This is a genomic window from Novosphingobium umbonatum (assembly GCF_004005905.1).
Taxonomy (GTDB): domain Bacteria; phylum Pseudomonadota; class Alphaproteobacteria; order Sphingomonadales; family Sphingomonadaceae; genus Novosphingobium; species Novosphingobium umbonatum.
Window position 1 is genome coordinate 52,130 of the sequence record NZ_SACO01000005.1, and the last position, 20,005, is coordinate 72,134.

The window sequence follows — 20,005 nt, forward strand, 5'->3', positions numbered from 1 at the left end:
CTTTCTTTATGCCAATTTGCGTTTCTGCCACAGATCCCAGCAGAACACCGCCAACGCCAGCCAGATCAGCACGAAACAGCCCAATTGCACGGGGCGTAATGCTTCGTGGAACAGGAAAAGGCCAAGGAAGAACACGATGGTTGGCGCGATGAATTGTACAAAGCCCAGCAGCGAATAATCCATCCTCTGCGCCGCATAGGCAAACAGCACCAGCGGTACGGCGGTCACAATGCCTGAGCAGGCGACCAGCGTGCTATGCATGTTCCATGCGTTGAGCGTCACGCCCTCTGGCCCGTGGCCAAACCACACCAGCGCGACGGCCGGCAGGGTCAGGATCGCGGTCTCGATCGCCAGCCCGGGCAAGGGGGCGACCGCCACCTGTTTACGCACCAGACCATAGAGCGAGAAAGTGATGGCCAGCGCCATGCTAATCCCCAAGGTTGCCCCCGCGCCTGAAGCCAGAATGGCTACGCCCAGCGCGGCCAGCCCGACGGCCACCCATTGCGCCCGCCCCAGCTTCTCGCCCAGAAACATCGTGCCCAACAACACGTTGATTAGCGGGTTGATGTAATAGCCAAGGCTGGAGGCAAACACATGGCCTTGTTGAATGGCGATGACATAGGTCAGCCAATTGCCGAAAATCAGCGTGGCTGAAGCCGCCAGCCACAGCAAGGTCTTGGGCTGGCGCAAGGTGGCGCGCAGGGCATGGGCCTGACGTAGGGCGACAATCAGCACCAGACAGACCGGCAGGGTGAACAAGGTGCGCCAGCCCACAAATTCCAGCGCGGGCACATCATGGACCTGTCGCAGATAGAGCGGCAACAGGCCCCAGATGATATAGCAAACCACCGCAAAGGGCAGGCCGTTCTGGGATGAGGCGGAGCGGGCAGGCATGGTGTGTAATCCTTTCACCCCATCCCTTGGCCCATGCGCCCGCCAAAAGCATCCGAAAACTTGGGCGCAAACTCAGACTTTAGGCGGTGGTCCGCCCAACGCCAAGGCCTCGCCCAGATGGCGGATGGCGGCAACATGGGCCTCCATCGGCCCCCAGTCATCCCCCTCGGTGATCGCGGCCCAGATGCGCTCCACCTCGTCAATATGGTTGCTGGGCACGGGGGCATGCCATGCGGGATGGTCCAAAGCATGGGGCACAGGCTCATAGCCCGCCGCTTCGGGCAAAGCCAAATCGCGCAAGGCCCGATGGGCGTGGAAGAAATTATCCGGCGCCATGCCGCTTTCCTGCATAAACCGCCCGCAAGCGGCGAGCAGGGCGCCATCGTCCCCCTTGGGCTTCACGCCCAGCCTCCACAGCACATGTTTGGCCAAAGCCGTCTGATACAGCCCATCAAACCGGTCCAGCGCGAAAATCAGCGGCGCGCTATCCTCGGACAATAGGCGAAGGGCCACGGCCAGTTGTCCGCAATTCCAGCGCATCGCCTCGGCCTGTCGCCCAAAGCTATAGAGGCCCTGATGGTCGAAATAGGCGGCGGTAAAGCCCGCATCCCAGCGGGGCAGCCAGCGCCACGGGCCATAGTCAAAGCTCTCGCCCGAGATGTTCATATTGTCGGTGTTGAGCACGCCATGCACGAAACCGGCCGCCACATAGCCCGCCGCCATCGCCGCCATCCGCTCCACCACCTGATGCAGCAGGATGATTGCGGGTTCCTCGCGTGCGGGGGCGTCTTCGGGCGGCAGCGCGCCGGGGAATTGGCGCAGGCAATAATCGACCAGTTGCGCCATATTCTCTGCCTCTTCCAGCATCAGCAGGCGCTGGAAAGTGCCGATGCGGATATGGCCATGGCTCAGCCGCACTAGCACCGCTGATCGGGTCGGCGAGGGTTCATCGCCGCGCCACAGATTCTCGCCGGTTTCCACCACGGAGAAAGTCTTGGACGTATTCACCCCCAAGGCTTCGAGCATTTCGGTGGCCAATATCTCGCGCATCGCACCTTTCAGCGTCAGGCGCCCGTCGCCCTGCCTGCTCCATGGCGTCTGCCCGCTGCCCTTGGTGCCAAGGTCCAGCAAGCGGCCTTGCGCATCGCGCATCTGGGCAAACAGAAAGCCGCGCCCATCGCCCAGATCGGGATTATAATGCCGGAATTGATGCCCGTGATAGCGCAAAGCTAGAGGCTGGGGTAGGTTCCTCTCCAGCGGGGCAAAGCGGCCAAAATGGCGGAGCCATGCCGCATCATCCAGCCCGCCCAGCCCGACAGCCTCCGCCCAACGCTGGTTGCGCCAGCGTAAGGTCGTTTGCGGAAAGTCCGCCGCTGCCACGCAATCGCCCAGCCACGGGGCCAGCGCCATAATTTGCGGATCGGGCGTGTAGTCTATCGCTTGCGGTTCTGCGCTCATGGGGCAATAAGTGGGCGGCCCAAAGGCGATGCGCAAGTGCATAAGTCCCAAGGTGCCACAAGAGAGGGATTCCCCAGCGGCCATGAGCGCCTATTCTGACCAGTTCTGGCAAAGCCCCGATGGCCTGCGCCTGCATTATCGCGACTATGCCGGCCCGCAGGATCAGCCCAAGGATCGCCCTGTTATCCTCTGCCTGCCCGGCCTGACGCGTAACGCGCGTGATTTTGCAGGGCTGGCCGAAAGGCTCTCGCCGCAATGGCGCGTCCTCTGCCCCGAGATGCGCGGGCGGGGCGACAGCGATTATGCCAAGAATTCCCAGACCTATAATCCCATGCAATATGTGGCCGATGTCAACGCATTGCTGGAACAGGCGGGCGTGGACCGCTTTGTGGCCATCGGCACCTCGCTGGGCGGGTTGATGACGATGGTTCTGGCCATGATCGATGCCAAGCGTATTGCGGGGGCGGTGCTCAATGACATCGGGCCGGTGATCGAGGCTTCGGGCCTTGCGCGGATTCGCGATTATGTCGGGCAGGCGCGGTCCTATCCCACATGGATGCATGCCGCGCGCGATCTGGAGGAAGAGCATGGCGCGGCCTTCCCCGATTATGACGCGCATCAATGGCTGGCCATGGCCAAAAGGGTGATGACGCTGGGGCAGAATGGCCGCATCGTTTATGATTATGACATGAAACTGGCCGAGCCTTTTGAAAAGCCCGGTGCCGAGGCAGGGGTTGACCTGTGGCCGGGCTATCTGGCGCTGACGGGGCGGCCCTTGCTGCTGCTGCGCGGGGAATTGTCGGATATCCTCTCCACCGCCACGTTGGAGGAGATGGCGCGCCGCATTCCCGATGCCGTGGCGGTTAACGTCTCGCGCGTGGGCCATGCGCCCACGCTGGATGAACCCGAGGCGGTGGCGGCGATCGAGCGCTTGCTGGAGCGGGTGGTCTGAACATTCCCATGAGCAAGACACGTCTGCTGCATCTGCATTCCAGCTTTAACCCCGGCGGCAAGGAATTGCGCTGCGCCCAGTTGATTAATGCTTTTGGCGATGCCTGTTCGCATACGATCATCAGCGGTGTGGCGGGCGCGATGGAGGCCACCGCGCGCATTGCCAAGGGCATCGAATGGCGCGGGGATGAGGCTTTCCCGTCCTTGCAGGGTAAGCCCACGCCTGCCCGTCTGCTCTCGCTGGCCAGGGCGATGGTCGGGCATGATCTGGTGCTGACCTATAATTTCGGGGCGATGGATGCGGTGATGGCCCATACGCTTTATTCCAGCGCGCTGCCTTTGCCGCCTCTGATCCATCATGAGGATGGTTTTAATCAGGACGAGGCGGAAAAGCTCAAGCCCCTGCGCAACTGGTATCGCCGGATCGCCTTGGGGCGGGCCAGCGCTTTGGTTGTGCCTTCGCAAAGGCTGGAACAGATCGCGCTGAAGGCTTGGCAACAGCCTGTCGCGCGGGTGCATCGCATTGCCAATGGGGTGAACACGGCCAGCTTTACGCAAAAGGTCCGCCCCAACGCCCTGCCGCGCATTGTGAAACGCGAGGGGGAATTGTGGCTGGGCACTTTGGCCGGTCTGCGCGCGGTGAAGAACTTGCCGCGTCTGGTGCGCGCCTTTGCGGGCCTGCCCGATCCATGGCAATTGGTGATCATGGGCGAGGGGCCCGAACGCGAGGCGATCCGCGCCGAGGCCGAAAGGCTCGGGCTGGCCCATCGCGTCCATTTGCCCGGCCATGCGCCTGATCCGGCCAAGGCGATTGGCCTGTTCGATCTTTTCGCGCTCTCGTCTGATAGCGAGCAATTCCCGATCAGCGTGGTGGAAGCCATGGCGGGCGGGCTTGCGGTATGCAGTCCGGCGGTGGGCGATGTGGCGGGCATGGTGGCGCCGGAAAACCGGTTGTTCATCACGCCCGCGGGCGATGACGCCGCCTATGCCGCTGCTTTGCTGGCCTTGGCGCAGGATGCATCCCTGCGCGGCGATATTGGCGCGGCCAACCGCCGCATTGCGCAGGCCGATTATGACGAGCAGGGCATGATCGCCCGTTATCGCCGCCTTTACGCCGGTGCCATGGGGCGGGCCGATCTGTGAAGCGTGACCCAAAACCCACAATGATTCATAAAAGTTGAATTACGCCGCCCATCCGCTAAACGACAGGTTCATTTTACGGCGGCCATAGCGGCCTGTATTTTCGGCCGTGCAGAATCGGGAAACTTGAAATTGGCTTTGCGTCCCACTCCACCCCAGACCCGCGAACAACAGCTGGCCGCCCGTCAGGCAGAGCAGGGCGAGGCTTTCCTGCGCGAGGTGGATGATGCCCTGCGCGAAGACCAGACGCTGCTGGCGCTCAAGCGCTATGCCAAGCCGGTGGGCGCTGGCCTTGTGTTGGGTCTGGCCGCGCTGGGTGGCTGGCTTTATTGGGGCCATTATCAGGATCAGCAGGCCGCACAGCGCGCCGAGCAACTGACCATCGCCATGGACCAGATCGAGGCCTCGCAAAACGCCAATGCGACCAAGGTGCTGGACACTCTGGCCGCGGACAAGAGCGGGGCCAGCGCGGTGGTCGCCCAATTGCTGCAGGCGGGTCTGTTGGTCCAGTCGGGCAAGGCGGCGGATGCAGCCAAGCGTTATGAGGCGATTGCCAAGCAGGCCGACGCGCCCCAGCCCTATCGCGATTTTGCCACTTTGCGTCAGGTGGCTTTGTCCTTTGATACGATGAAGCCCGATGCGGTGGTTGCCGCCCTGAAGCCTTTGGCCGCGCCCGGTGGGGCATGGTTTGGTCAGGCGGGCGAATTGCTGGCCATCGCTTATTTGAAGCAGGGCAAGAATGATCTGGCTGGCCCGCTGTTCGGTGCCATTGCCAAGGATAAGGACCAGCCCGATTCGCTGCGCGCCCGTGCGCGGCAAATGGCGGGCGTTTTGGGCTTTGACGCGGTGGATGATATTGCGCCGCCCGCCGAAATGGCCCCGCAGGCGCCTGCTGCGGCTCAGCCTGCCGCCGCTCCGGCCCAGCCAGCCAAGCCTGAATAACAATTTTCGTCTCACGCCCGCGCTCTCGCTTTCAGGACGCCTATTCCATGCAGTCTATCGCCAAGCTTTCGGCCAACAAAAATCAAGGTCGCCCTTTCGCCCGCAGCCTGCTGCTGGCTCTGGCCACGACGGCGCTGCTGTCGGCCTGTGGCGGCGGGCCAAAGCTGCCGCGCAAGCCCAAGGCACCCACGCCCACCATGGGCAAGCGTGAGCCGATCCTGAGCCGCGTGGAATCCTCGGCACAGGCCGATCTGGATATTGGCACGGTGGCGGTCGTGCTGCCTTTGGCCCAGCCCAATGCCGATTGGGCGCAGCCGGGCGGTTCGGCCTCCAAATCCTATGGCAATCTGCAAATGGCCGAAAATCCCAAGCCTTTGTGGGAAGCCAAGGTGGCTGGCTCCACCGATCGCCGCCGTCTGGGCGCGGCGCCAGTGGTGGGCGGGGGCAGCCTGTTTGTGTTTGATACCGATGGCGTGCTGCATGCCTTTGACGCGGCCACGGGCGCTGCGCAATGGACGACCAGTTTTGCCCTGACCGGCGGCATTGGCGAGGCCGTGTTTGGCGGCGGGGCCACCTATGACAATGGCCGCGTCTATGTCACCACCGGCGTTGGCGATGTCGCGGCGGTGGATGCCAAGACCGGCAAGCAATTGTGGAAAGTGCGCCCCACTGGCCCGCTGCGTGGTTCGCCCACGGTGGCCTTTGGCGCGCTCTATATCATGACGCAGAACAACGAACTCCACGCCTTGAAGGTGGAGGATGGCGCGACCCTGTGGCAGGAATCTGCCTCGCTGGGCGCGACCGGCGTGTTTGGCGTGGGCGCTCCGGCGGCGGGGCAAGGTTCGGTGGTGGCCGGTTTCTCGACCGGCGAATTGATCGCCTATCGCTATGAGAATGGCCGCCAGTTGTGGAATGACGCGCTGGCCCGCACGTCCTTGTCCACCAGCGTGGGCGTGTTGACCGATATTGACGCCGACCCGATCATCGACCGTGGCCGCGTCTATGCGCTGGGTCAGGGCGGGCGTATGGCTGCCTATGAACTGGTGACCGGCCAGCGTATCTGGGAACTCAATTTGGCGGGCATTTCCACTCCTGCGCTGGCGGGCGACTGGATTTTCACCCTGACCGATGAATCCAAGCTGCTGTGCATTGCCAAAAACAGCGGCAAGGTGCGCTGGGTGGTGCAGTTTGACCGCTGGACCAAGCCCAAGAAGAAAGAAGGCCCGATCTTCTGGACCGGTCCTGTGCTGGCCGGTGATCGCCTGTGGGTGGCCAATAGCCGTGGCGAAGTGCATGTGGTCAATGCGCTGGAAGGCGTGCCCAAGCGCTTTACCAACGTGAAGGCTCCGATCACGCTGGCTCCGGTTGTCGCCAATGGCGTGCTGTATCTGTTCGACGATTCGGGCAAGATTACCGCGCTGAAATAAGCGCGTTACCTTGGCTTTAACCATAGGTCGTTAAACGCAGGCGGGATGAGTGAAACCTCCCGCCTTGCGCCCCCTGCCAGCGATGTAGCCGCCGCCACCGGATTTGTGGGGTTGGCGGCGCTGGGCCTGTGGATCATGGTTTGCCGCCATTGGCCAGCGGTGGCCGATGCCCTGGGCGTGGGCGGTCCGCGTGAAGTTCTGGCCGGTCCCTATGCGGCGGTGGCGGGCATGTTGCTGGCGGCGCTGGCGGCGGCGACATGGGCCTTGCTGGTGGAGAAGGTGCATCGCCGCCCCTCGACAGGGCTGGACTGGACGCAGCCCCGCCCCTGGGGGCAGGCGTGGCGCGATAGTGCGGTCAAGCTGGCGGGCCTGTGGGCGACATGGGCCTTTATCGCTTTCCTCTATGGCCTGTTCCGTTTCTATTGGCAGGGGCCTTGGCTCTTTGCCCTGCAAGTGATGGGCGTGGCGATCGGGCCGCTGGTGCTTTTGTCGGTGCCCTATGTCCTGTGGCTGGACCGCGTGATGGTGCAGCCGCGCGATGGCGCATGGCATGCCGGTGCATGGCTGCTGGGGCTGGACGGGGTAGAGCGCTGTGAAGTCATCAAACATGCCCGTAGCTGGGCTGTGAAGGGCTTTTTCACGGCCTTTATGCTCTCGATCCTACCCGGTGGTTTCGGGCAGGTGGTGCGGATGGATTTCGGCGCGGCGTTGCAGGATCCGGTCAGGCTGGCCGATGCCTTGGTCGGCATGTTGTTCATGGTGGATGTGCAGATCGGCACTCTGGGCTATCTGCTGACCCTGCGCCCGCTGGACGCGCATATTCGCAGCGCCAATCCCTATCTGGACGGATGGTTGGCGGCGCTGATCTGCTATCCGCCCTTTGTGCTGATGGGGGCGGGGGGCGTGCTGGATTACCATCCGGGCACGGCGGAATGGACCTATTGGCTGGCAGGCTATCCAGCGCTGCAATGGGTGTGGGGGGCGTGGCTGGTGATGTTGACGGGCATTTACGCTTGGGCGACGGTGGCCTTTGGCCTGCGCTTTTCGAACCTGACCTATCGCGGGGTGATTACCCATGGGCCATACCGGCTGACGCGCCATCCGGCCTATTTGTCGAAGAACCTGTTCTGGTGGTCGCTGACCCTGCCGTTCCTGCCCACCAATGGGTCCTTGGTGGATGCCTTTCGCAACACCTGCATTCTGGGCTTGGTCAGCGCCGTTTATTGGTGGCGGGCCAAGACCGAGGAGCGGCATTTGTTGGCCGAGGATGCGCAATATCGAGCCTATTGGGCGTGGGCGGTCGAGGGCGCGCCTGCGACTCGGGCCTTGCGCCGGTTGGGCTTTTGATTAAATCTATCTGGCTGATTCCTGTGACATTTGCGTGTATTTCTACCCAACGCCACTAATGTACGTGGAAATCGGCCTTAAATCCTTCATATGGTCGATATCGGGCTCCAGCGTGGCCATTTTCGACATGTTTCCATTTTTTGCCCTGTGCAAATTTTTTTCCGGCTCATCTTTAGCCTTGATATAACCGGAATCCTTGGAGAACTCCGCCAACTTTGAACATATAGCATCTATATGCCGCGCATGATTGGTGAGATTAGGTAAAAAATACTTTGTACTCAATAGCTTGCATGTCGAGCATGTTTGAAAAAGCCTCGTACAGAGATTAGGACATTTTTGGGCATTAGCGCGCAGCGTTTTCGTGCCCTGGGTCAGAATATTTCTGAATCAAATGGGGAAATGTATGAATATCAACAAAACTATCGTCGCGGCAGCGGCGCTGTTGGCGGCTACGCCCGCTGCAGCGGCTGATACCGTGACCTATACGACCTATGCCACGAACCCTTTCAGCGATACTTATACCTACACCATGCCCTATTCGGGCTATCTGGACGTGGTGGCTAGCAGCCTGCAGGGCACGATCAACGGCAAGTTGAATCCCGCCTCGAACATTGATTTCACGGCTGCCTATGTCACCATTAATGGTGTGCAGTATAATCTGTCGGTGCAATCGACCGGTCGCTTTGAATGGCGCGACCTGATGAGCCTGGCTCTGAGCGCAGGTACGAGTGTTGCTCTGACGGTAACGGGTACGGCTGGCAAGAGTGCTGCTTACACCGTGTCCTTTGCTTCGGTTTCGGGCGCCATCCCCGAAGCATCGACCTGGATCATGATGATCCTGGGCTTTGGCGTGACGGCCTATGCCATGCGCAAGCGTCAGGCTGGTGCGAAGGTGTTGGCTGCCGCCTAATCGGCCGCAAGCGACCAATATCGCCTATGCAGGCGGTCGGCAGAGATGCTGGCCGCCTGTTTTTGTGTCGATCGTTCGGCGGCATGGTGTGGCCATCTGGATAGATCCGGAATGCATCGGGTTCTATCGCTTTATTGGACGCGAAGGGGTTTGTGTTTAAAGTTGAATAATATTTGGACAAAAATTCAGTTTTCGTTTTGCTTTCTGAGTGGTTGGGGGCAATTTTAACCAGCTGATTATAAACGATTTATAAATATTTTTCTTGAGAAGGCAAAAAAACATTCCGGAACGGCGACTTGGTGCTTTCGAAAAAGTGCTGAAAAACAAAATGTTGAGGTTAGGGTTTGATAATTTTTGCACTAAAGTAAATATTTGTCTAAACATGGCTTGGATTCGGGAAATTGTTGAATCCGTTATCTTGGTGTATTTTGCTAATTGGGCTTGATCTGGCGGATTGGCTCTTTTTTACTTAATGTAGGCCGAGATATTGGAGTTTCGCATGAAAATCAATAATTTGATATGGATTGCGCCGGCATTGATGGCGGCTTCCCCCGCAATGGCGGCAGACACAATCACTTATAACGTGGGCACGACCAAGGCTTTCAGCACGACCTATACGTTTACCGCACCGTATAGGCTGGTTCTGGACATCGTGGTCAGCAGCACGCAAGGCTATTTGAATGGCAAGTTGAACCCCGCGTCCAACATCAATTTCACCTCGGCTTACGTTACCGTCAATGGTGCGGCCAGCCGCGTGAATTTGAGCGTGGATTCCACGGGTGTTTATGAATTGCGCTCGCTGGTGGGTACGGCGCTGGCTGCGGGCGATGTCATCACGCTTTATCTGACGGGCACGTCGGGCAAGGCGGCATCCTACACCGTCACGCTGGGCCTTGCGGCTGTGCCGGAAGTGTCGACCTGGATCATGATGATTCTGGGTTTCGGCGCGACGGCCTATGCCATGCGCAAGCGCAAGGTGCAGGTATTGGCCGCTGCCTAAATAAGCGCCGCGACAAACATTCCCCCGTTTGCGAGACAGGCGGTTGGGCTATGGCTCAACCGCCTGTTTTGGCGTGGTTTAGAAGCTCTCTTCGGCGTAAACGCGGGTCAGATCGCCGCCCCATACGCCATGATAGCGGTTGAGCAAGTCTTGCGCGGGAACAATGCCGCTGGCCACAATCTCGTCCAGCGGGGCCAGATAAAGGCTCTCGTCATCGCCTGAACCATTCAACTGTCCGCGCGCCTTCAGGCCAGCACGGGCAATGGACAGCACTTCAGGGGCAATATCACGCAAGCTCCGCCCACCGGCCACCGGAGCATCCAGCCCCAGCTTGGGCACGGACCCACGCAAAGCCTCGCGCTCTTCCATGGTCCAGCCCTTGACCAGATCCCATGCCGCATCCAGCGCGCTCTGATCATAGAGCAGGCCGACCCACAGCGCGGGCAGGGCTACAATGCGTTCCAGCGGGCCACCATCGGCGCCGCGCATTTCCAGAAAGCTCTTCAACCGCACTTCGGGGAAGGCGGTGGAGAGGTGGTCGTTCCAGTCGGACATTGTGGGGCGTTCGCCGGGCAGGGCGGGCAGCTTGCCATCCAGAAAATCGCGGAAGGACTGGCCCGCCGCGTCAATATAGCGCCCTTCGCGGAACACGAAATACATCGGCACGTCCAGCATATAGTCGACGTAGCGCGCGTAATGGAAGCCTTCCTCGAACACGAAAGGCAGCATGCCCGTGCGCGCTGGATCGGTGTCGGACCAGATATGGCTGCGATAGGACAGATAGCCGTTGGGCTTGCCTTCAAGGAAGGGCGAATTGGCGAAAAGCGCGGTGGCCAGAGGCTGTAAGGCCAGGCTGACGCGGAATTTCTGCGCCATATCGGCTTCGTCGCTGTAATCCAGATTGGTCTGGATGGTGCAGGTGCGCAGCATCATATCCAGCCCCATCGTGCCCACGCGGGGCATATGACGCAGCATGATGTCATAGCGCCCCTTGGGCATGATCGGCAATTCTTCGCGGGTCTTGTCCGGCCACAGGCCAAGGCTGAGGAAGCCCACGCCCGTGCCATCGGTCACCTGATGGACCTGCTGGATGTGGCGCTCGGTCTCTTCCCAAGTCTGGTGCAGATTGGCCAAAGGCGCGCCCGACAGTTCCAGTTGGCCCGCCGGCTCAAGGCTGATCGCGCCATCCTTGCCCTTCATGGCGATAACCTTGCCGCCCTTGTCGGGATTGCCTTCCCAGATCTCGCTCCAGCCATGCGGCTTCATGCCTAGCAGCAGGTCATGGATGCCGCCCGCCTCGTCATAGGAGGGTGCATGGAAATCGGGGGCGCGATAGACCAGCTTTTCATGCTCGGTGCCAATGCGCCAAGCCTCGCGCGGCTTTTCCCCTTTAAGCATGGGGGTGGTCAATTCGTCGATGCTGGTGATTTCCGGCTCGACAATTCCGTTCTCTTCGCGCGTGCTCATGCCGCATCCTCTAAAGGCGCTTGCAGCAAATCGCCAGCGCTATTCAAACTGACATATTCACAAATGTGAAGATTTCACCCCTGCGTATAGGCCTAATGTAGTGACGGCAATGGCCTTTGCCTAGAGGGGGGCGATGTTATGCCCAATCACCGGATAGGCCCATCCATAGGGCTGTGGCACCAATCGCGGCCGTCTCCCCCCGCAGGATGCGCGGGCCCAGCGTGATGGCGCTGGCTTGGGGCAGGGCGCGGATGGCGGCGCGTTCTTCATCGGTAAACCCGCCTTCCGGGCCGGTCAGCAGGGCGGCGGGGCCTTTATGCGCGCCAAAGCTGGCCGCCGCAGGGGCCCCGCCCAATTCATCGGCAAAGAACAGGGCGCGTTGTTCCGGCCATGCGCGCAACAAAGCGTCCAGCTTCACCGGCTCGGCTATTTCGGGCAGGGCGGTACGGGCGCATTGCTCGGCTGCCTCGGTCAAAGTGGCGCGGGCGCGTTCCAGATTGAGCTTGTCCGCCACGCAGCGCCGCGTCAGCACCGGTTGAATGCGCGCCACGCCCAATTCGCAGGCCTTTTCCAGCACCAGATCAAAGCGATCTTTCTTCAGCAGCGCGGCGCAAAGGGTGAAATCGGGCACATCCTCCCGCTCGCGCAACAGGCTCACACATTCCAGCACCAGATCGCGTTTGCCCACATGCACCGCGCGTGTGGCCCATTCGCCGCTGATATTGTCGCACAGGATCACCGCATCATCGATGCCCACCCGCATCACGCGGGCCAGATAATGCGCCTGTGGCCCATCCACCGGTACTTGCAGCCCTTCGGACAAAGGCGTGGCAACAAACAGGCGCGGGGCCGAGCGTGGCGGCCATGCGGGCGTGGCGGGAAGATGATCGCTCATAGGCTCGGCCCTCTAGCCGATTGTGGCGCGCGCCGCTATGGCTTGCCGCCATGGCCGAAATGGAAACCGCCCCCGTTATTGTCGCCGATTCCCAGCATCGCGGGTTGATGCGCCTGTTGCCACCGGCTTGGCGCGATTATGCCTCGCTGGCGCGGCTTGATCGGCCGATTGGCTGGTGGCTGCTGTTCTGGCCCTGCGCATGGGGCCTGTTACTGGGTGGAGGCGAGCGGCGCTGGGCCATGCTGGGCTGGCTGCTGCTGGGCAGCGTGGCGATGCGCGGGGCGGGCTGCGTTTATAATGACATTGTGGACGCTGACATTGACGCCCGCGTAGCGCGCACCGCTCTGCGTCCTGTGGCTTGCGGGCGCGTCAGCAAGAAGGCGGCCTGGGTCTGGACAATTGCCCTATGCCTGATCGGGCTGGTGGTGCTGTTGCAATTGCGCTGGCAGGCGCAGGTGGTGGCTTTGGGTTCGCTGGCTTTGGTCGCGGCCTATCCTTTCATGAAGCGCATCACGGGCTGGCCACAGGCATGGCTGGGGCTGGTGTTTACATGGGGCGCGCCGGTCGGTTGGGTAGAGGTGGCCGGTTTTGACCATCTGGGCGTGCTGGGCCTGCTCTATGCCGGATGCTGGGGCTGGTGCATGGGTTATGACACGATCTATGCCTGCCAAGACCGCGAGGATGATGCGGTGGTGGGCATCGGTTCGTCGGCCCTGTCGTTTGGCGCGCATGTGCGGGCGGGCGTGGCGGGGCTTTATGGCCTGAGCATCGCTTGCTGGGCGGGGGCTTTCTGGCTGTGGCGGCCCGATCCCTTGGTGTTGCTGGCTTTGGCCCCCATGGCGCTGCACCTGCTGTGGCAGGTGGGCACGTTCAACCCCGATGATGGCGACAATGCCTTGGCCCGTTTCCGCAGCAATCGCGGGGCGGGGCTGTTGTTGGCGCTGGCCTGTTGGGTGGTGGGGAACGCCTGAACTATTCTGCTTCCGCCAACAGCGCCTCTGCGGCGCGCAGATCCACGCTGACCAGACGTGACACGCCTTTTTCCGCCATGGTCACGCCAAACAGGCGGTGCATGCGGCTCATCGTCACCGCATTATGGGTGACGATCAGATAGCGCGTGTCCGTATCCGCCGCCATCGCCTCCAGCAGATCGCAGAAGCGTTCGATATTGGCATCGTCCAGCGGCGCGTCCACCTCGTCCAGCACGCATATGGGCGATGGGTTGGTGAGGAACAGCGCGAAGATCAGCGCCACGGCGGTCAAAGCCTGTTCCCCGCCTGATAGCAGGGTGAGCGATTGCAGGCGTTTACCGGGCGGTTGGGCAAAGATTTCGAGGCCAGCTTCCAGCGGATCATCAGAGTCGACCAGAGCTAAGTGGGCTTGTCCGCCTTGGAAAAGAGTGGCGAACAGGCGGCGGAAATGGCCATCCACCGCTTCAAAGGCGGCGCGCAGCCTTTCGCGCCCTTCGCGGTTCAAATTGCCGATCGAACCGCGCAGCCGGTTGACCGCCTCGGCCAGTTCGGCGCGCTCGCGCAAGGATTCGCCCGCCCGTTCCTCGGCGGCGGCCAGTTCCTCGGCGGCGACCAGATTGACCGGCCCCAGCCTCTCGCGGTCGCCGGTCAGCTTGTCGAGCATGGCGCTTTCCGCGCCCGCGCCATCCACATCCTTATCCGCAAAGCCAAAGCGTTCGGTCAGCAAGACCGGCGGGCATTGGAAACGCTCACCCGAGATGCGGCCCATTTCCACGCGGCGCATTTCCTCATGCTCGGCATGGGTGGTGGCGGTGGCGCGATGCTCGCGGGCTTGGGCCAAGGCTTCCTGCGCTTGGGCCAAGGCTCTGTCCGCCTGAGCGCTGGCCTGCGTCGCGGCGGCCAGCGCGCCTTCGGCCTCGGTCAAGTCTGCGGCAGAGGCATCGCTTTGCTCCTGCGCCTGCGCCAGATCACGCGCCAAGGTCTCCGGCTTGGCGGCCAGCACTTGGCGTTCCTGCGCTATTTCCTCGGCGCGCTCGCCCATTTGCGCCAGACGTTTGGCGGCATCGCTGGCGCGGTTTTGCCAATTGCGCAACTCGCCGCTTTGCGCATGGGCGCGTTCGCGGGCCACGGCCAAGGCCTGATCCTGCGCCGATACCAGAGCCAGTGCCGCCTGATAGGCGCTGCGGGCGGCGTGATGGGCTTGGCGGGCGGCCTCCAAAGCGGCGCGGCCTGCATCGGGCGAGGGCAGGCCAGCGCGGCGGGCCAAGGCAGCATCGACTTCGGCCTGCGCGCTGGCATGACGCGCGGCCAGATCCTGCGCCGCCTCGGCCAATTCGGCGCGGCGTAGCGCCTGCCGGTCCCGCGCAGCTTCGGCGGCATCGCGGGCGCGCAGGGCGCTGCGTTCGGCCTCGGCGGCTTGGGTTATGGCGCGTTCGGCGCTTTGCGCGGCCTGTTGCGCGGCGATCAGATCGGCGCTCACTTGCGCGCCCTCGCGTTCAGCTTGGGCCACGGCCTCGCGTAGAGGCGGTACCTGCGCCTCCAGCGTGGCCAAGCGGTTGTCCGCCTCCAGCCTTGCCGCTTCCGCCGCGCCTTCGCCGCGCATCACAAAACCATCCCAGCGCCGCACATGGCCCGCCAGCGTCACCAGCCACACACCTTGTGGCAGGGCGCGCCCGTCATCGGCCTCCGCCACCATCACGCAGGCCAGACGCGCGGCCAGTTCGGGCGGCGCATCGGGCACATGGGCGGCCAGATTGCCTTCCACCGGCACGGGGACCGGAGCGCCGGTCCAGAACCGCCCCTCTGGCCCTGCCTCGCCCAAGGGAGCCTTGGCATCGCGGCCCAGCACCGCGGCCAAAGCGCGTTCATAGCCCGGCGCGGCACGCACATGGTCCAGTGCCAATCGCCGCCCTGCCGCGCCTTTTTGCGCCTTGGCTCTCGCCTCGCGGTCGCGGGCCAAGGCCTGATATTCGCGCTCCACCCCTGCCAAATCGGCGCGGGCGGCGGCCAGTTGAGCGGCGCTTTGGTCGCGCCGGACCTGCAATTCGGCGCGACGGGCCTGCGCCTCGCCTTGTGCCTCGCGGGCTATGGACAAGGCTTGGGCTGCTGTTTCGACGGCCTGAATGGCGCGGGCCAGATCTGCCTGTGGATCGCTCGCTTGATCCAGTGCGGATAGCTGCGCGGCGATGCGCGCCTGTTCGCTGGTCAGCCTTTGCAATCGGGCTTGCGCTTGGCTCACTTCAGCCTCGGCCACCCGCCATTCGGCCTCGACACTGGCCTGTGCGGCGGTGGCTTCGGCAAAGCCCAGTTCGGCGCGGCGGGCCTGCTGGTCGGCCTTTTCGGCGGCGGCGGCAAGGCTGGGGCGCTTGGCTTCCAAATCGGCCAAGGCAGCCTTACCCTGCGCCAATTCCTCCTGCAGCCGCGCCAAGGCTTCGGCGGCTTCGCGTGTGACGCGGTCGGCCTCGGCGCGGTCGCGCTCCAGCCTGTCGCGCTGGCGGTCCAGATCGGCAAGGCGGGTTTGCGCCGCCTCCAATTGTGTGGTCAGCGTGGAAAGCTGATGCGCCAGCGCGCTCGCCGCCTCGCGCGCGCTGGCTTGCGCGTCTCGGGCTGCGGCCAAAGCCAGAGCGGCGTTGGCTTGATCGGCCTGTGCTTGCGTCGCTGCCTCTTGCGCCTTGGCCACGCGGGCTTCGGCCTCGGCGGCGGCACCTTTGGCCTTGTCGCTCGCCTCGGCCGCCTCGCGCCAGCGGGCATAGATCAACCGCGCCTCGGCCTTGCGGATGCGGTCGGACAGGTCCTTGTATCGCTCCGCCGCGCGGGCCTGCCGCCGCAATCCGGCGATCCGCGTGTCCAGACCGGCCATCAAATCATCCAGCCTAGCCAGATTGGCCTCGGTGGCGCGCAGGCGGGTTTCGGCATCGCGCCGCCGCACATGCAGGCCGGAAATGCCCGCAGCCTCCTCCAGCATGGCGCGGCGCTCGGCGGGCTTGGCGTTGATAACGGCGGCGATGCGCCCCTGGCTGACCAGAGCGGGGGAATGCGCGCCCGTGGCCGCATCGGCAAACACCAGCGCCACATCCTTTTGCCGCACATCGCGGCCATTGATGCGATAGGCGCTGCCCGCGCCGCGCTCGATCCGGCGAGCCACTTCCAGTTCCTGCCCCTCTGCATCCAGCGCGGAGAGCACCACTTCGGCAAAGGAGCGCGGGGGGCGGGTGGCGGTGCCCGCGAAGATGACATCTTCCATGCCGCCGCCGCGCAAAGATTTAGGGCTACTTTCGCCCATCACCCAGCGGATAGCCTCCAGCAAGTTCGACTTGCCGCAGCCATTGGGGCCTACCACACCGGTTAGCCCAGCCTCGATCCGCAATTCCGCAGGCTCTACAAAGCTTTTAAAGCCGGAAAGTTTGAGCCTGCGGAATTTCATTTAACGCGAATTAGGCGCCCGCTGCCTTCAGCGCGGCTTCCACATTCTTCCACTCATTGCCTTCCACCTTGGTGCCATTCACAAACATGGTGGGGGTGGAATCAATGCCCTTGGCGCTATAGGTTTCCGATGCCTTGGCCACCGCTTCGGCGGCGGGCAGATTGGCAAGGCACTGGCGCTGCTGCGCCTCTGGCAGGCCGCGGGCCGAGAAGAAGGCGGTATAGCCCAGAGCGTCCGACAGGGCGCTGTAACGCTGGGCGGCGGGCAGGCTCATCGCCTTTTTCGCCTCGTCATATTGCGCCTGCGTCTGGCCGTTCATCGCTTCGAAATTGGCATAGATCTGTTCGACAAGGCCGAAATAGGCATCATCGCCAGCGCAGCGGGCCAGCACCGTCAGCGGAATATCCTGCGGGTGGATAGCAAAGCTGCGATATTCCAGGCTGACCTTGCCGCTGGCAATATAGGTGCCGGTAAGCGTGGCCATGCCATCCTGCGCCAGTTTCGCGCAATGCGGGCAGGAGAGCGAACCATATTCCACCAGCTTGATCGGCGCATTGGGGTTGCCCACGATCAGGCCCGCACCATCCTCGGTCTTGGCGAAAACCTCGGCCCATTGTTTGCCAGCGGGCGGGGCCACATTGGCCGCCGGAGCGCCCGATGTAGCAGGCGTTTCGGACTTGTTGCAGGCGGCAAGGCCCAAAGCCAGCGGCAGCGTGGCAATAGCATAAAGGGCGGTGCGCAATTTCATCGTCATGGGGCAACCTATGGAATGAGGGTCAAGTTTGCGGGCAAGGCTAGCTGGGCGCTGCCTTTACTTCAATGCTTTGCCCAATTGTGCCTGAACAGAAGCCCAATCATGGGCATCTTTCATCAAATCGCCATCCAGCGTGAAGCTGGGGGTGGAATCCACGCCGATGGTCTGTGCATCGCGGGTCTGCTGGACAATACGCTTGATCAGCGCTTCATTGGCGAAACAGGCATCGGCCTGCGGGCGGGACACGCCAAAACCGGCCGCCGTGTCATAGAATTTCAGGTCACCGGCAATGGCGCGCATGCGTTCGAGCATCGGGCCATTGTTCCAGCGCTGCATCTGCGCCTCGGTCATGGCTTGCACCACGGCCATCCATTTGGGCTGGTCGGCCAGAAATTTGTGATGCAGCGGGAAGAAACGAGCGGGCGGGGCGCAATTGGTCAGCACCGCCATGGTTACATCCAGCGGGTCGCGCAGCAGGTGGCGCACTTCAAACGACAGCTTGCCCTGCGCAATCGGGCCCAATTGCAGCGGGGCGCTGGCCTCGGCGTCGAAATGGGCGCAATGCGGGCAAGTATAGCTCATATATTCGACCAGCTTATGCGGCGCATTGGCGCGGCCCAGCACATGGCCACCGACCGGCGATACGGCCACGGCGGGGGCAGCCTTGGCTACAGGCTTTGCGGGCGCGGCCTGCAAAGGGCTGGTTCCCGCTACAGCCAGTGTGGCGGCCCATAGCAGCGACAGCTTGCTCAAACGCATCAAAGCTCCTTCTCTTGTCTATCCTGCCACGCCTCTTCCTCGCGCGCGATGCTGCGGGCGAGCGATTCCAGCACGGCCTTCAATTCCGGATCGCCAATATCGCGCAGGCTTTCCCCCAATTCATAGGGGATGGGTCGCAGGATTGGCGGGGCGGGGCGGGGGGCGTTTTGCGGGCGGGGCTTGACCTCGCCCTGCCGGATTTTCGCCTTGGCCACCGCATTATAGCCAAAGAAGCGGTTCACTCGCTCCACAATTTCGGGCAGCACATGGCTGATCAGCGGCGCATGGGCGGGCAGCACCACCAGTTGCAAAATGCCATCGCTTTTTTCGCCGGGCGGGAAGCGGATCGCTTCGGGCGCGCAGACTTTGGCATGGGCTTCGCCCACGATTTCGGGCCAGCGAGTGACCACGCTGGATTGCACAAAGCCAAAGCGGCGAAAGGCGGTGCGGCCAATATCGGGCATCAGATCGGCAATCGCGCGCGCCTGCCCGCCTCGCGGCCTTTCATACAGGCGCGGGGTGGATTTGGCGGCGGGCGACTTTCTGCCCTTTGGGGTGTTGGACGGGTCCCTTTCCATGGCCTGCCCGCCATGCCATAGCCGCCGCATGGACGCCAGAGCGCAGAGCGAGAATTGCGGCAAGATGCTGGAAACAGAGGTCAGTGCTGATCTGCTGCGCTGGTATGATGTTCATGCGCGCAGCCTGCCCTGGCGTGTGCCTCCCGGTGGCAATGCGGCTGATCCCTATCGCGTATGGCTGTCCGAAGTGATGCTGCAACAGACCACTGTGGCGGCTGTCATCCCCTATTTCGAACGTTTCACCACCCGCTGGCCCGATGTGCAGGCCTTGGCCGCCGCGCCAGAGGAAGAGGTGATGGCGGCTTGGGCAGGGCTGGGCTATTATTCGCGGGCGCGGCGACTGGTGGAATGCGCAAGAGTGGTGGCACAGCGTGGCGGTTTTCCATCGGATGAGGTGGGGCTTCGAGCTTTGCCGGGCCTTGGCGCCTATACGGCGGCGGCGGTGGCGGCGATCGCTTTTGGCCAGCGCGCCGTGGTGGTGGATGCCAATGTCGAGCGGGTGGTGGCCCGCCTGTTTGCGATTGACGCGCCTCTGCCCGCTGGCCGTGCCGAGATCCGCGAGGCGACCGACCGCATCACGCCCGCCCTGCGCAGCGGCGATTTTGCGCAGGCGATGATGGATTTGGGCGCAAGTATTTGCAGCGTCCGTGCCCCGCAATGTTTAATCTGTCCCCTGTCCAGCCATTGCGCGGGGAAGGGCGCGGCGGAGGCCTATCCGGTCAAACCGCCCAAAAAGGCCAAGGCGCAGCGCAAGGGCATTGCCTATTGGATCGAGCGTGACGGCCATGTCTGGCTGGTCCGGCGCGAGGCCAAGGGCATGTTGGGCGGCATGCGCGCCTTGCCCGACAATGGCTGGAGCGCGCGGACCGATGGTATGGGCGCGCCGCCTGTCTCGGCCCAGTGGCTGGAGGCGGGCAGCGTGAGCCATATTTTCACCCATGTCGCGCTGGAGCTGGATGTCTGGGCGGCAAAGGTCAGTCATGCGCCACAGGGCGATGGCGAATGGTGGCCGCTGGACCGGCTTGACGAGGCGGGCCTGCCCACGCTCTATGCCCGCGCAGCCGCCTTGGCGTTAAAGGGAGAGTGAG

At 62.8% G+C, this 20,005-nt stretch carries 17 protein-coding genes; 9 read left to right on the forward strand and 8 right to left on the reverse strand.

What is annotated here, in order from left to right:
* Positions 1–6: 6 nt before the first annotated feature.
* Both rarD and EOE18_RS08380 read right to left on the reverse strand, forming a co-directional pair.
* Positions 7–894, reverse strand: a complete 888-nt coding sequence (gene rarD / locus EOE18_RS08375) for an EamA family transporter RarD (RefSeq protein WP_127708257.1) — start codon at positions 892–894, stop codon at positions 7–9.
* Between the two features lie 72 nt (positions 895–966).
* Positions 967–2,352, reverse strand: coding sequence for a protein adenylyltransferase SelO family protein (locus EOE18_RS08380; protein WP_127708260.1), 1,386 nt, complete (start codon positions 2,350–2,352; stop codon positions 967–969).
* An 82-nt stretch (positions 2,353–2,434) separates the two neighbouring features.
* On the opposite strand from EOE18_RS08380, the gene EOE18_RS08385 reads away from it, so the two are divergent.
* The 7 genes from EOE18_RS08385 (at position 2,435) to EOE18_RS08415 (ending at position 10,069) form a co-directional block, all read left to right on the forward strand.
* Positions 2,435–3,304: an alpha/beta fold hydrolase gene (locus EOE18_RS08385; protein ID WP_127708262.1), complete on the forward strand. Its 870-nt coding sequence runs from the start codon at positions 2,435–2,437 to the stop codon at positions 3,302–3,304.
* Positions 3,305–3,312: 8 nt separating this feature from the next.
* Positions 3,313–4,446 (forward strand): glycosyltransferase family 4 protein, encoded by a 1,134-nt coding sequence (locus EOE18_RS08390; protein ID WP_127708265.1) that lies wholly within the window; start codon positions 3,313–3,315, stop codon positions 4,444–4,446.
* Between the two features lie 129 nt (positions 4,447–4,575).
* Entirely contained in the window at positions 4,576–5,385 is an 810-nt protein-coding gene (locus tag EOE18_RS08395; protein ID WP_127708268.1) for a tetratricopeptide repeat protein, read from the forward strand.
* Between the two features lie 47 nt (positions 5,386–5,432).
* Complete coding sequence (locus EOE18_RS08400) at positions 5,433–6,812, forward strand: outer membrane protein assembly factor BamB family protein (RefSeq protein WP_127708271.1); 1,380 nt, start codon at positions 5,433–5,435, stop codon at positions 6,810–6,812.
* A gap of 45 nt (positions 6,813–6,857) precedes the next feature.
* Positions 6,858–8,159, forward strand: coding sequence for a methyltransferase family protein (locus tag EOE18_RS08405; protein WP_127708274.1), 1,302 nt, complete (start codon positions 6,858–6,860; stop codon positions 8,157–8,159).
* Between the two features lie 403 nt (positions 8,160–8,562).
* Positions 8,563–9,069, forward strand: coding sequence for an FxDxF family PEP-CTERM protein (locus tag EOE18_RS08410; RefSeq protein ID WP_127708277.1), 507 nt, complete (start codon positions 8,563–8,565; stop codon positions 9,067–9,069).
* Positions 9,070–9,625: 556 nt separating this feature from the next.
* Positions 9,626–10,069: an FxDxF family PEP-CTERM protein gene (locus EOE18_RS08415; RefSeq protein WP_127708280.1), complete on the forward strand. Its 444-nt coding sequence runs from the start codon at positions 9,626–9,628 to the stop codon at positions 10,067–10,069.
* A 78-nt stretch (positions 10,070–10,147) separates the two neighbouring features.
* Here EOE18_RS08415 and EOE18_RS08420 read toward each other — a convergent pair whose 3' ends face one another.
* Together EOE18_RS08420 and EOE18_RS08425 are read right to left on the reverse strand one after the other, a co-directional pair.
* Positions 10,148–11,536, reverse strand: a complete 1,389-nt coding sequence (locus tag EOE18_RS08420; protein ID WP_127708283.1) for a glutamate--cysteine ligase — start codon at positions 11,534–11,536, stop codon at positions 10,148–10,150.
* A gap of 136 nt (positions 11,537–11,672) precedes the next feature.
* Positions 11,673–12,431, reverse strand: a complete 759-nt coding sequence (locus EOE18_RS08425; RefSeq protein ID WP_127708286.1) for a 16S rRNA (uracil(1498)-N(3))-methyltransferase — start codon at positions 12,429–12,431, stop codon at positions 11,673–11,675.
* A 50-nt stretch (positions 12,432–12,481) separates the two neighbouring features.
* On the opposite strand from EOE18_RS08425, the gene ubiA reads away from it, so the two are divergent.
* Positions 12,482–13,402 (forward strand): 4-hydroxybenzoate octaprenyltransferase, encoded by a 921-nt coding sequence (ubiA, locus tag EOE18_RS08430; protein ID WP_127708289.1) that lies wholly within the window; start codon positions 12,482–12,484, stop codon positions 13,400–13,402.
* Between the two features lies 1 nt (position 13,403).
* Here the strand turns inward: ubiA and EOE18_RS08435 are convergent, their stop codons facing one another.
* Genes EOE18_RS08435 through EOE18_RS08450 form a run of 4 tightly spaced genes read right to left on the reverse strand, consistent with a single transcriptional unit; the run spans position 13,404 to position 18,917 of the window.
* A complete protein-coding gene (locus EOE18_RS08435) occupies positions 13,404–16,826 on the reverse strand; it encodes an AAA family ATPase (RefSeq protein WP_127708292.1) in 3,423 nt (1,140 codons plus the stop codon).
* Between the two features lie 10 nt (positions 16,827–16,836).
* Positions 16,837–17,580, reverse strand: coding sequence for a thioredoxin domain-containing protein (locus tag EOE18_RS08440; protein ID WP_127708295.1), 744 nt, complete (start codon positions 17,578–17,580; stop codon positions 16,837–16,839).
* Positions 17,581–17,637: 57 nt separating this feature from the next.
* Entirely contained in the window at positions 17,638–18,339 is a 702-nt protein-coding gene (locus EOE18_RS08445) for a DsbA family protein (protein WP_127708298.1), read from the reverse strand.
* Positions 18,339–18,917 carry a DUF721 domain-containing protein gene (locus EOE18_RS08450; protein ID WP_127708735.1) on the reverse strand — a complete coding sequence of 193 codons (579 nt, stop codon included), beginning with the start codon at positions 18,915–18,917 and terminating at the stop codon, positions 18,339–18,341. Before EOE18_RS08450 ends, EOE18_RS08445 begins: the two co-directional genes overlap by 1 nt.
* A 28-nt stretch (positions 18,918–18,945) precedes the next feature.
* Between EOE18_RS08450 and EOE18_RS08455 the strand changes: the two genes are divergently transcribed.
* Positions 18,946–20,004 carry an A/G-specific adenine glycosylase gene (locus EOE18_RS08455; protein WP_246027338.1) on the forward strand — a complete coding sequence of 353 codons (1,059 nt, stop codon included), beginning with the start codon at positions 18,946–18,948 and terminating at the stop codon, positions 20,002–20,004.
* The last annotated feature ends 1 nt before the right edge of the window (position 20,005 follow it).